At 62.5% G+C, this 11955-nt stretch carries 7 protein-coding genes and 1 pseudogene; 5 read left to right on the forward strand and 3 right to left on the reverse strand.

From position 1 onward, the window contains the following. Positions 1-367: 367 nt before the first annotated feature. Complete coding sequence (locus tag U5A65_RS33410; RefSeq protein ID WP_321948974.1) at positions 368-1309, reverse strand: aldo/keto reductase; 942 nt, start codon at positions 1307-1309, stop codon at positions 368-370. 374 nt (positions 1310-1683) lie between these two features. On the opposite strand from U5A65_RS33410, the gene U5A65_RS33415 reads away from it, so the two are divergent. The 5 genes from U5A65_RS33415 (at position 1684) to U5A65_RS33435 (ending at position 9022) form a co-directional block, all read left to right on the forward strand. Next, positions 1684-2901 carry a flagellin gene (locus U5A65_RS33415; protein WP_321915372.1) on the forward strand — a complete coding sequence of 406 codons (1218 nt, stop codon included), beginning with the start codon at positions 1684-1686 and terminating at the stop codon, positions 2899-2901. A 145-nt stretch (positions 2902-3046) separates the two neighbouring features. Further along, positions 3047-4663, forward strand: coding sequence for a flagellar filament capping protein FliD (gene fliD, locus U5A65_RS33420; protein ID WP_321915373.1), 1617 nt, complete (start codon positions 3047-3049; stop codon positions 4661-4663). A 23-nt stretch (positions 4664-4686) separates the two neighbouring features. Next, the gene (locus tag U5A65_RS33425) at positions 4687-4986 is read left to right on the forward strand and encodes a flagellar protein FliT (RefSeq protein WP_321915374.1); all 300 of its coding nucleotides are present in this window, start codon (positions 4687-4689) and stop codon (positions 4984-4986) included. A 243-nt stretch (positions 4987-5229) separates the two neighbouring features. After that, positions 5230-8349 (forward strand): tetratricopeptide repeat protein, encoded by a 3120-nt coding sequence (locus tag U5A65_RS33430; protein WP_321948975.1) that lies wholly within the window; start codon positions 5230-5232, stop codon positions 8347-8349. Between the two features lie 4 nt (positions 8350-8353). Next, positions 8354-9022 (forward strand): class I SAM-dependent methyltransferase, encoded by a 669-nt coding sequence (locus tag U5A65_RS33435; protein WP_321937048.1) that lies wholly within the window; start codon positions 8354-8356, stop codon positions 9020-9022. A 151-nt stretch (positions 9023-9173) separates the two neighbouring features. On the opposite strand, the gene U5A65_RS33440 is transcribed toward U5A65_RS33435, so the two are convergent. Then, entirely contained in the window at positions 9174-11003 is a 1830-nt protein-coding gene (locus U5A65_RS33440) for a tetratricopeptide repeat protein (protein WP_321937046.1), read from the reverse strand. 195 nt (positions 11004-11198) lie between these two features. Next, positions 11199-11955: pseudogene (locus tag U5A65_RS33445) on the reverse strand (hypothetical protein); the annotation flags it as partial.

An 11955-nucleotide genomic window follows, 5' to 3' on the forward strand; every position in this document is an offset into this window, starting at 1 on the left:
AAATCGCTTAATACGGTTCAAAGGCGTGAGCGTCAAAGCCGCTCACGCGCCGGCCCTCCGGTCGTTCGCCACGTTGGGGCTAAACGAGAGGCAAGGCGGCCACGGAGGCCGGAAAAGAGAAGTAGGGGGTTCACAGCGGAACGCGATCAGGTCGACCTTGCTGCAACACACCTGACCGCCGGTTTGCGGCCGCCAACAGTAACGAACACGGCAACAAAACAGGCAAAGATCTCAATTCACTCTCAATGATATCAGGAAACAATCCGCCCGACCAGGGTTTCTTGATTCTAGTCAGTCACTTGCGCAGCGAGCCGCAGCCGCCGCGCAAGTCCTGTCAATCAGGACACCTGGATAAATGCCCTGCTGGTCAGGCGCTCGCGTCATTGAGCGCCTGGATGTCCGCCGGATCGAGCTTCAGCCGCACGGCGGCGGCCAGGCTCTCCAGCTGATCCAGCGAGGTCGCGCTCGCGATCGGCGCAGTAATGCTCGGGCGCGCGATCAGCCACGCCAGCGCAACGGCCGCGAGTGTGCTGCCGTGGCGTTCGGCCACGTAGTCGAGCGCCGCGAGGATCCGGATGCCACGGTGATCGAGATACTTCTCGACGCGCGAGCCGCGCGTGCTCTTCGCAAGATCCTCGCGCGAACGATACTTGCCCGAGAGAAAACCACTTGCAAGGCTGTAATAGGGTACGACCGCGAGCTTCTGCGCCATCGCCACCGGTTCGAGATCGGCCTCGTAGTGGGCGCGGTCGTACAGGTTGTATTCGGGCTGGATGATCTGGTACGCGGGCAGGCCCGACTTCTTCGACACCGCGAGCGCTTCCTCGATGCGTGCGCCCGTATAGTTCGACGCGCCGATCACGCGCACCTTGCCGGCCTCGATGAGGCACTGGTACGCGCCGAGCGTTTCCTCGAACGGGACCTTCTGGTCGTCCTCGTGCGAGAAGTACACGTCGATGTAATCGGTCTGAAGGCGGCGCAGCGAATCCTCCACGGCGGCCGTGATGTTCGCGGCGGAAAGACCCGGGCGGCGCGCATCTTTTGCAACCTTCGTCGCGATCACCACCTTGTCGCGCTTGCCGCTCTTGGCCATCCACTTGCCGATGATCGTCTCCGATTCACCGCCCTGGTTGCCGGGCACCCACGCGGAGTACACGTCGGCGGTATCGATGAAGTTCAGGCCGGCGTCGGTGAAGGCGTCGAGGATCGAGAACGAGGTGGCTTCATCAGCGGTCCAGCCGAAGACGTTGCCGCCGAACATGAGCGGGGCGACCTGCAATGAAGAAGTGCCGATCCTGCGTAGTTCCATGGGGCCTCCAGAAAAAGGGCGAAAGGGAAAGCGTTGAGGATACGCCGCCTCGCCAGGCGCTGCAGCCGGCACGGGCGCACGGCCAGGATCGCGCCGCCGGCGGCGTTCGCGCTAAACCACGCGCAATACCTGCCGTAAACACGCTTGCAAACGGCATTACGCAGTCGTAGGTGCGGGGCGGAGTGGCAAGCGCGCAGCGGCACAACAGCATTTTGTATGCGCCGCGCAAATGAGGTCTCGATTGTCGATGCTTCCCCTCAAGTTTTTTTTACCCACGCCGACAACCTTCACTGAGGCGGCCAGCAATGAGAGATTGCTTCCGCCGCGGCCATAGTGGCTTGTAACGGGCTTCCAGCCCGCTTAGGAGAATTTCCATGCTCGGAATTAACAGCAACATCAACTCGCTCGTCGCGCAACAAAACCTGACGGGCTCGGGCAGCGCGCTGTCGCAAGCAATCACGCGCCTGTCGTCGGGTAAGCGCATCAACAGCGCAGCTGACGATGCCGCAGGCCTCGCGATCTCGAACATCATGCAGACCCAGATCAACGGTCTGAATCAGGGCGTGTCGAACTCGAATGATGGCGTTTCGCTGGTTCAAACGGCATCGAGCGGCCTCTCGTCGCTGACGAGCAGCCTGCAGCGTATCCGCCAGCTGGCCACGCAGGCCGCCAACGGCTCGATGACCGACGACGACCGCGCAGCACTGCAGCAGGAAGTCTCGCAGCAAGTTTCGGAAATCAACCGTATCGCTTCGCAAACGACGTACAACGGCATGAACGTGCTGAACGGCACGCTCGGTAACGTGTCGTTCCAGGTCGGCGCGAACGTCGGTCAAACGATCAGCCTGAGCCTGACGCAAAACATGTCGGCTGCCTCGATCGGTAGCGGTGTGCCGCAAGCTGGCCAGACGCTCGGTTCGTACACCGGCCTGAGCCTGAACTCGGACGGCACGGCCGATGTCGACGCAAACGGCAATTCCGTCGCCGGCGCAGCGATCACCTCGATCAACGTGGTCTCGGACGGCAGCGGTGGCTTCACGTTCACGGACCAGAACAACCAGGCGCTGAATTCGACGGCTGTCAACGCGCTGTTCAGCGCAACCGGCGCTTCGGTTACCGCCGACGCCAACGGCAACGGCGTGATCCTGGGCTCGGGCACGGCACTGTCGCTCACCGACACGAACCTCGAAGGTCTGGACGTGGCAGCGACCTCGGGTGCAGGCAACTCGACGGCCGAAGCCGCAGTGACGTCGCAGATCAACTCCTACAACGTGCCGACGGACGTTGCAGACGTCAACATCAGCACGGCAAGCGGCGCAAGCATGGCCATGGAGTCGATCGACAACGCGCTGAACACGCTGAACAACCTGCAAGCAACGCTCGGCGCAGCACAAAACCGCTTCACGGCAATCGGCACGACGCAGCAAGCTCAGTCGACCGACCTGTCGAGCGCACAATCGTCGATCCAGGACGCTGACTTCGCACAAGAAACGGCTAACCTGTCGAAGGCTCAAGTGCTCCAGCAAGCAGGTATCTCGGTTCTGGCGCAAGCGAACTCGCAACCGCAGCAGATCCTGAAGCTCCTCCAGTAATACGAGCTTCTGTAGCCCAAGCGTTGCGCGCCCGGCCGCCATACCCGCGAGCGCAACGCAAGCCAATCGGGAGCATCGTCTCCCGATTGGCGTTTCCCAGACTTGAACTGATTCACACTGCAACGCCGACGCACGGAGCCCCTTCATGTCCACCGTATCCAGTTCGACAGCCAGCACGATCGCAAGCAGCGTCGCCGCTACGACTGCAGCGAGCAATGCCGCTTTGCAGGAAGCCGCCCAATCGATCGTCAGCGGCTCGACCGGCAACTCGTCGATGGACGTGAACTCGCTCGTCACGGCGCTCGTCAACGCCAAGGTTGCCGGACAGACGGCTACGATCAGCGCCGAGCAGTCGCAGGACAACACTGAAATTTCCGCGTACGGCGCGCTTTCCGCGGCGCTTTCCGCACTCCAGGCGGGCCTTTCTCCGCTCTCGGACGGCACGACGCTCAATTCATTCAGCACGACGACCAGCGGCACCGGCATCACGGCCACCGCGGGCGCCGGCGCGGCAGCAGGCACGTATTCGCTGGACGTAAAGCAGATAGCGCAGGCACAGGTGCTCACCTCGACCGGCTACAACGCAACGACAGCGCTCGCATCGGGCGCGTCGACGATGACGCTGACGGTCAACGGCGCAAGCACCACGATCTCGCTCGACAGCACCAACAGCACCGTTTCAGGCATTGCTTCGGCGATCAACTCGGCCAGCAACAATCCGGGTGTGACGGCAACGGTCGTCAATGGCGCAGACGGCGCCCACCTCGTGTTGCATTCGACCTCGACGGGTGCTTCGAACGGCATCAGCATCGCGATCAACGATACGAATACCGGCGATGCGCTGAACGGCCTCGCGGTGACGACCACGGCAGGGACGGCGATCACGAGCGCGAGCGCGAGTTCGAGCGACCTCACCGCCAACCAGTCGACGCTCTCGTACACCGACAGCAGTGGCGCAACGGTGAGCGGCGTCACGAGCACGGGCACCTGGACGCAGTCCACGGCCGCCCAGGACGCCTATTTCACGATCGACGGCACCGGCGCCACCAGTTCGACGAACACCGTGAAAACCGCGCTGTCCGGCGTCACGCTGACCCTCACCTCGGCTGCCATTGACACGTCGAGCACGGGCAGCGGCGCACAAACGCTGACGGTTGCGCAGGACACGAGCGCCGAGTCGAATGCGATCAACAATTTCGTCACGCTGTACAACACGCTCGTGACGACGATGGCCACGCTCACGTCGTTCAGCTCGACCTCGACGTCGCAAGGCGTGCTGCTCGGCGACTCGACGCTGAACATGATCCAGAACCAGCTCGCGACGATCGTGGCAACGGGCGTGAAGAGCGGCAACACGACGACCAGCCTGGCGACGATCGGCGTGACGCTCAATGCCGACGGCTCGCTCTCGGTCGACAGCGACACGCTGAACGCGGCACTGTCGGACAATCAGTCGACGGTCGCAGCGCTGTTCAATTCGACCAACGGCGTGGCCGCCCAGCTGAACAACAACATCACGAGCTATACGTCGAGCACGGGCATCATCACGACGCGTACCAACTCGATCCAGTCTGACCTGACGAACCTGTCGACGCAGCAGTCGAATCTCGCCGACTACCAGGCGCAGCTCACCAGCATGTACACCGCGCAGTTCACCGCGCTCAACACGCTGATGGCAACGATGAACAACAACCAGCAGTACCTCACGCAGCTCTTCGGCGGCACGAACAGCGCGGGCGCGCTGGCCACCAACAAGAGCTAAAGGCACCGGGCAGGAGAGACGACATGGAATTCGCAGCGCCCATCGATCGCATCTGGCAGATCACGAAAGACATCGAGCAGGCAGCGGCTGTCGGCGAGTGGGAAAAGGCGGCCGAGCTTGCGAACGAGCGCTCGCCGCTTCTCATGTCGCTCGCCCCGAAGCAAACGGGCGCCGCGCTCGACGTGCTCAAGCAGGTGCATGCAATCGACACGCGTATCGCCGAAGCGGCGCAGTCGGCGCAGACCACGCTGAGCGCCGAATTCCGCACGGCCATTCAGGCTACGCGTAATGTGAACCAGTATCAGCGCGTTGCGCAGTTCTGAAACCCAGACCTCGCCGCGCACTTACGAACAATAACCAACGATTGCGTCCTTAGCGGCGTATTTAGGTATTCAGGCCCGCCTTGTGCGGGCTTTTTCTTTGCGCGCCCTCTTTTTGCACGACGGCCAACGCCCTTTGCAGTCGAATTGGCGTCCGTTTTGACGCCAACTCGGCGCATTAACGAAAGGCATCGGCCGCGATAATTTCCTTACCATTGCTTCCTGCGGCGCAAGCTCGCCTTTGTCATGACTGCTTTCCCAACTCCGACCGAAACCACCGCGCTCGCGCCCGCATCGCAGCCAGGAGGCGACATCGAACGCGCGATGGAAACCGCGATCGAGCACCATCGCAACAAGGAATACGCGCCAGCCGCCGCACTCTACGCCGCCGTCCTCGAGCGCGTAAGCGATCATGTCGACGCCCATTACCATCTTGGCGTGCTGCGCATGCAAACGGACCAGCCAGCCGAAGCCGTGGCGCATTTCGAAGCCGCGCTCGGTCAGGTGCCGTCAAACGGGCAAATCTGGGTCTACTACATCAACGCCCTCGTCGGCAGCAATCAGCTGGAAGCGGCGCGGATCGCACTCGCCATCGCGCATCGGGAATACGGCCTGCCTGCTGAGGCAGTCGAGACGTTGAGCGCTCGCATCAGCCAGCCCAATGCCGCGAGCGAGGCCGCGCCGGCGCCCTCGCCCGAAGCCTCGCCGCAAAGCGATACGCCTGCGCAAGAAGCGCTTGAAACGGTGGAAACGGTGGAAGCGGCGGCCACCGTGCAAATCGATACGCGCCGGGCCCCGCCAAAGGAAATGCGCCAATATGTGCAGCTCGTCAACAGCGGAAAAATCGATGCCGCGTTGAAGCTCGCCCAACGCCTGACGGAACAATATCCGTCGCACGGCGAATGCTGGCTTACGCTCGCATCCGCGCTGCGCAACATGGGCCAGTACCCGGAGTCCGTGGGCGCCGCCGAGCGTGCCGCCGACTTGCTGCCCAATGACCTCACCGCGCTCACGATGCTGACCGACGGGCTGCTGATCACCCGCCAGTATCGGAAAGCCGAAGTACGCTGCCGCCAGGGTCTCGAAAAACATCCTGAGAGCGCAGCGATGCATCGCACGCTTGGCAGCACCCTGCAGGCAATGGGCCAGCACGCCGAAGGTCTCGCCCATGCTCGCCGCGCGGTGGAGCTGGCGCCAACCGACGCGCTCGAAGTCGACGCGCTCGGCAACGCGCTGATGCTGCATGGACTGTATGACGAAGCGGAGGCCACCTTTCGCCGCGCACTTGAACTGGCACCCATGCAGGCTGCAACGCGCAGCAATCTGCTGTTCTGCCTGATGCACAAGATCGATCTCGATGCAGCAAGCGCATTCGCGGAATTCCGCGAGTTCGCGGCGCACCAGGAAGCCCCGCTGCGCGCGCGCTGGCCGAAACATACCAATGACCGCAATCCATCACGGCAACTGAAGGTCGGCTTCGTTTCGGGAGACCTGGTTAATCACCCCGTCGCTTATTTCTTTCTCGCTGTGCTGGAGCATCTGGCGCGCGACACCAGCCTGTCGCTGCACATTTACTCGAATTATGTGATCACCGACGGCTTCACGAAGCAAATCCGGGCGCACGCGCAAACGTGGCATGAAGTCTTCAGCATGAATGCCACCGCGCTCGCGCAGAAGATCCGTGACGACGGCATCGATATCCTCATCGACCTGTCGGGCCATACCGGGCGCAACCGGCTCGTGACCTTCGCGCACAAACCGGCCCCGGTTCAGGTGAGCTGGATCGGCAACCCGGCTACGACCGGCCTGACGGCCATCGACTATTACATGTCGGACCGTTTCGTCACGCCGCTCGAACAGTTCGCCGATCAGTTCTCCGAAAAGCTCGTGTTCCTTCCGGCGCTCGCGCCATTCAAGCCTCACCCGCAGTCGCCGGAGGTCAATCCGTTGCCGGCCCTGAAAAACGGCTATCTGACGTTCGGCAGTTTCAGCCGGCTCGTGAAAGTCGGGCCGGAAGTGATCGCGCTCTGGGCGCGCGTGCTGCGCGAGGTGCCGAATTCACGCATGCTCATTGGCGCAATCACGGCGCCGGAGCAGATGACCAAGCTCGTCAAAATGTTCGCGGACGAAGGGGTGGCCCCGCAACGCATTGGCTTTCTTCAGCGCAAGGGCGTGACGACCTATTTGCAGCAGCACAATCTGATCGACGTGTGTCTCGACGCGTTCCCGTTCGCCGGTTCGACCACCACGATGCAGGCCCTGTGGATGGGCGTGCCGACCATGACGCTGCCCAGCGTTTCGATGGCAAGCCGCGGCAGCACGGGATGGCTCTCGCACCTCGGGCTCGACGAGGCATTCGTCGCGCGCGACAAGGACGACTTCGTGCGCAAGTGTGCCGCACTGGCCGACGACCTCGACGCACTCGCAACGGTGCGCCGCGAGTTGCGTCAGCACTGCATGCAGTCGCCGCTTATCGACGCGAGCACGATCGCCGATGCGACGTCGCGCGCGCTGCGCATCATGTGGCAGCGGTGGTGCGATGGGCTCGAACCGGAGCATTTCGAAGTGCCGGCGCGGACCGAGAATAGGCCCGCGTTGCCGGGCGCCACGCCGGTTCCCGACCCGCAGGCAGCCCTGCGACAAGCGCTATTGATCGACACCGGCGGCATTCCCGCAGATCTGAAACCCATTCGTTTCGTCTGCGGCACGCGTTGCAGCCGTCAGGAATTTTTTAGTGAAACGGCGCTGGGGCGTTCGCTGAAGCTTTATGAAAACCAGCCCGGCATGCAGCTTCAGCTGTTCGACAACAACACGCGTGGCCTCTCCAGCATCTATAACGCGGCAATCGACTACGCGAAGCAGCATCCGGCCATTCTCGTATTCGTTCACGACGACGTCTGGCTGAGCGACTACTTCTGGAGCGAGCGCATCCGTGAATCGCTCGCCCATTTCGACGTAGTAGGTCTTGCCGGCAACCTGCGCCGGTTGCCTCGCCAGCCGGCATGGTGCTTTGCTACGCCGGACCTGCGTCGGGACGAGCTGAAATACCTGAGTGGAACCGTCGGCCACGGCAAGGGCTTTCCGAGCAACAACGTATTGAACTTCGGCCCCTCCAGACAGGCATGCAAGCTCCTCGACGGCCTGATGCTGATCGCGGATAGCGAAACGCTGCAGACCAGTGGACTGTGCTTCGACGAGCAGTTCAAGTTCCACTTCTACGACATGGACCTCTGCCGCCAGGCCGAACTCAAGGGTCTGCGCATGGGAACGTGGCCGTTGAGCGTGGTTCACGAAAGCGTCGGCTCGTTCGGACCGCGCGCCTGGCGCGAAGGTTACGACCTCTATTTGGGCAAATATAAGGAGTAGGACGGTGGATCAAACTCCTGTGCATCAGAATCACAACCCGGACCTGCTCCAACTCATGCCAACAGCCGCACGGCGCGTGGTGGAGGTGGGTTGCAGCTCCGGGGCCCTTGCGCGTGAATACAAAAAGTCGAATCCGGCGGCGCACTACACCGGCATCGAAATCGTTCCGGCCTACGCCGAGATGGCACGTGAGCACTGTGACCGTGTGGTCGATGTCGATATCGAACGGGTGTCCGTCGAGCAGTTGCGCACGGACTTCGAGGCCGACTGCTGGGTCTTCGGCGATGTGCTCGAACATCTTTACGATCCCTGGGCGCTGCTGAAAAAACTGCGCGAATCGATGGGTCGCGGCGGCTGTGTCGTAGCGTGTATTCCCAACGCGCAACACTGGAGCGTGCAGGCGCGCTTGAGCATAGGCGATTTCCGGTATCAGGATTCCGGCTTGTTCGACCGCACGCATATCCGATGGTTTTCGCGCGTCACGATGCTGGAAATGTTCCGCAACGCGGGCTTCGTCGTCGACGCCGGCAAAGCCCGCGTATTCCACGAACCGCAACGCGAAGCCTTTTTGCCCGTTATTCGCGCGATGGCAACGGCAACGGGCGCCGATGCGAATGTTGCGGTCGAGGACTCGAAAGCGCTCCAGTACGTGTTCAGAGCTAGCGTGGCGTGAGCTCAATCTCAGCGGTAGCTCACGTTTCAATCGCCTCAGCCCGCCTTGCGCGGGCTTTTTTTCTTCTGGGCAACGCCGGGGCCAGTCCGGCGTTCGAGCGAGGCAAGCGACGCGGCGCCGATCAACGCGCGCCGCGTCTGCGCTTCATGCCCTAGGCGGCAAGTTCGCCCACCACACGCTTGAAGTGCTTCTCGAGATTGCGCACGAACTTGGGCGTGTCGTAGAGCACGCCGCTTTCTTTGACCTGCTTAAGCTCGCCGCGCAGGCGGCGTAGTTCCGCCGGGTCGGTCGCGAGTGCGACCGCCTTTTCCTCGTAGTCTTCCCAATTGTGGGTAATCAGCTCCGGCAGCCCGGCCGCGGTCAGGAGCGCGCCGGCCATGCGCGAGGCGAACGACTGGCCCGAGCAGGTCAGAAGCGGCAGCCCGGCCCAGAGCGCGTCGTTGGCGGTCGTGCCCGCATTGAACGGGAACGTGTCGAGGAACAGGTCGGCGACCAGGTAGCGGGCGAGATAGTGCTCGGGCGTCACGCGCGGCGCGAACACGAGACGCTGCGGATCGATGCCGCGTTTTTCCGCTTCCTTGCGCAGATTCGCTTGCGCCCAGACGTTGTCGGCGAGCAGCCAGAGCACGCTGCCGGGCACGCGCCCGAGAATGCGCATCCAGACGTCGAAGACCTCCGGCGTGTATTTGAAATTATTGTTGAACGAGCAGAACACGACGGCGTCCTCAGGCAATCCGCTGTCCTTGCGTGACGGCGCGGCGGCAATCACGCGCTGGCGGTCGCTCACCTGATAGACGTCGGGCATATAGAGCGGCGTCTCGGTGTAGTACTTCGCGGACTTCTTCGGGATGACGAACTGATCGGCAACGACATAGTCGATGAACGGGAAGCCCGTCGTGGCCACGAGTCCGAGATAGGTCACCTGGATCGGAGCCGGGCGCGCGGCGAGAATTTGCGGGCGCGCACCGAGTGTCTGCCCGTGCAGGTCGACCAGAATGTCGATCTCGTGCTTGCGGATCAGCTCTGCTGCCTCCTGATCGGTGAGGCCGTCGATCCGCTCGAAATGATCCATGCCGCGAATCACGCGCTGGCGCAGCGCCGAACCGTCTTCTTTCGTCCAGCAAAAGCCATAGACCTCGAAGCGCTTGCGGTCGTGCAATTCGAACAGTTCGGCAGCCAGCATGGCGATCGGATGCAGGCACAAATCTGAAGACAGATAGCCAATACGGATCTTCTTGTGTCCGTAATTTTTCTTCTCCGCCAACGCGGGCACATCGCAATTGAGCTTGGCGGCGACGAACTGGCGAGCGGCGGCCAGTTGCTCATCGAGATCGTCGGATTGGGAAATCATGCCAAGTGCGGAGGTCGAGCGGCGCATCAGCGCGGGATCGACGCCGGGCAACGACGCATAGACCGGCCATTCGCAGGCCCGCGCGCGCAGGAAAACGAGGTGATGCAGCACGTCCGGCTGCGACGGATCGATTTCCAGGCTTTTGACGAGCCAGTTCATCGCCTCCGCGTAATTGCGTTTGTTCTCGTGAATGCGGCCGAGATTGTTGAACGCCTGCATGCGCAACGGCGCGTTCTCGGCATCGGTGGGCGACACGGTATTGGCAACCCACGTCCATTCGGCGATCGCGGAGTCGATCTGGTCGATCCGCTCGTAAATGATGGCGAGATTGACGTGCGCTTGCGCAAACGAAGGCGCGATTTCGACCACGCGCAGAAAGGCGCTCTTCGCCTCCTCGGTCAGCCCGAGGGCGTTGTAGCTCGCGCCGAGATTGAACAGGACAAAATGATTGAACGGCGTGTTGTTGCGTGCGAGCCAGGTCTGGTAAAGCACAGCGGCCAGTTCATGCTGGCCGGCCGCGCCCAGCGAGGAACAGTAATCCACGACCTCGTTCAGGCTGAGGCCTGCGCGCCAGGCCGACACGAGCTTGCCTGTGTATCCGGCTTCGACCGGATTCGTCTGGGAAATCATAAGTAGATGGGATTGAGCAAACGTTGTCGGACAGTCGCCTCAAATGGCAGTAGCCCTCAATAAAAGAGGCCAAGCATACCGTGGGATGGTAGGCCTGGCCTCGTGGATAAAACGCTCTGTCGTGTCTCCGATACGTCCCCCACGCGGCCCTTTCGGACCGAGCGGGAAGACGTAACCGTGCGCTAGCTTCAGCGCTTAGTGAAGGTGCAGCGCCTGGAGCTGATCGCTGCTGAGGCCCGCCACCTGTGCCGACGTCAGCGCGTTGACCTGGGTGCTGGTCAGCGAGCTCAGTTGGCTGGTGGTCAAGCCGCTGGCCAACTGGCTGCTGGTCAGGCCCGAGATCTGGCCCGTCGTCAGGCTCTGCAGCGCGCTGCTGCTGAGGCCCGCGAGACCCGCCGTCGACAGCGAGCTGATCTGGCTCGAGCTGAGTGCCTTCGCTTCCGCCGACGTCAGATTCTGGAGCTGCGACGATCCGAGGTTCGAGAGCTGCGTCGTGCTCAGACCCGCCACCTGACCCGTCGTCAACGAGGCGATTGCCAGCGTTGCCAGCTGCGCCGTGCTCAGCGCGTTCAGCGTTGCCGTGCTCAGCGACTGCACCTGCGTGCTGCTCAGCGAAGCAATGCCGGCCGTGCCAAGACCCGCCGCGAGTTGCGAGCTGTTCAGCGCCTTGATGTCAGCCGAGTTCAGCTCGCGCACCTGCGTCGAGCTCAGCGCCGCGAGCTGGCCCGTGCTCAAACCGGAAACCTGTGCGCTCGTCAGCAGGTTCACCGACAGCGTCGCGAGCTGCGACGTCGTCAGCGCGTTGAGCGCCGTCGAGGTCAGCGACTGCACTTGCGAAGACGTCAGCTGGCCAATGCCTGCCGAGCCCAGCGCCTGCACTTCAGCCGTGTTCAGCGCGTTCAGGTCGGCCGTGCCGAGCTGTGCAACCTGGCTGGAGGTCAGTACCGCAATA

It is taken from the genome of Paraburkholderia sp. J10-1 (genome assembly GCF_905220165.1).
Lineage (GTDB): Bacteria > Pseudomonadota > Gammaproteobacteria > Burkholderiales > Burkholderiaceae > Paraburkholderia.

Excerpts from the sequence above, each read along its gene's own strand:
- U5A65_RS33410 (WP_321948974.1), bottom strand. The coding sequence starts at position 1,309 with ATGGAACTACGCAGGATCGGCACTTCTTCATTGCAGGTCGCCCCGCTC.
- U5A65_RS33415 (WP_321915372.1), top strand. The coding sequence starts at position 1,684 with ATGCTCGGAATTAACAGCAACATCAACTCGCTCGTCGCGCAACAAAAC.
- fliD (WP_321915373.1), top strand. The coding sequence starts at position 3,047 with ATGTCCACCGTATCCAGTTCGACAGCCAGCACGATCGCAAGCAGCGTC.
- U5A65_RS33425 (WP_321915374.1), top strand. The coding sequence starts at position 4,687 with ATGGAATTCGCAGCGCCCATCGATCGCATCTGGCAGATCACGAAAGAC.
- U5A65_RS33430 (WP_321948975.1), top strand. The coding sequence starts at position 5,230 with ATGACTGCTTTCCCAACTCCGACCGAAACCACCGCGCTCGCGCCCGCA.
- U5A65_RS33440 (WP_321937046.1), bottom strand. The coding sequence starts at position 11,003 with ATGATTTCCCAGACGAATCCGGTCGAAGCCGGATACACAGGCAAGCTC.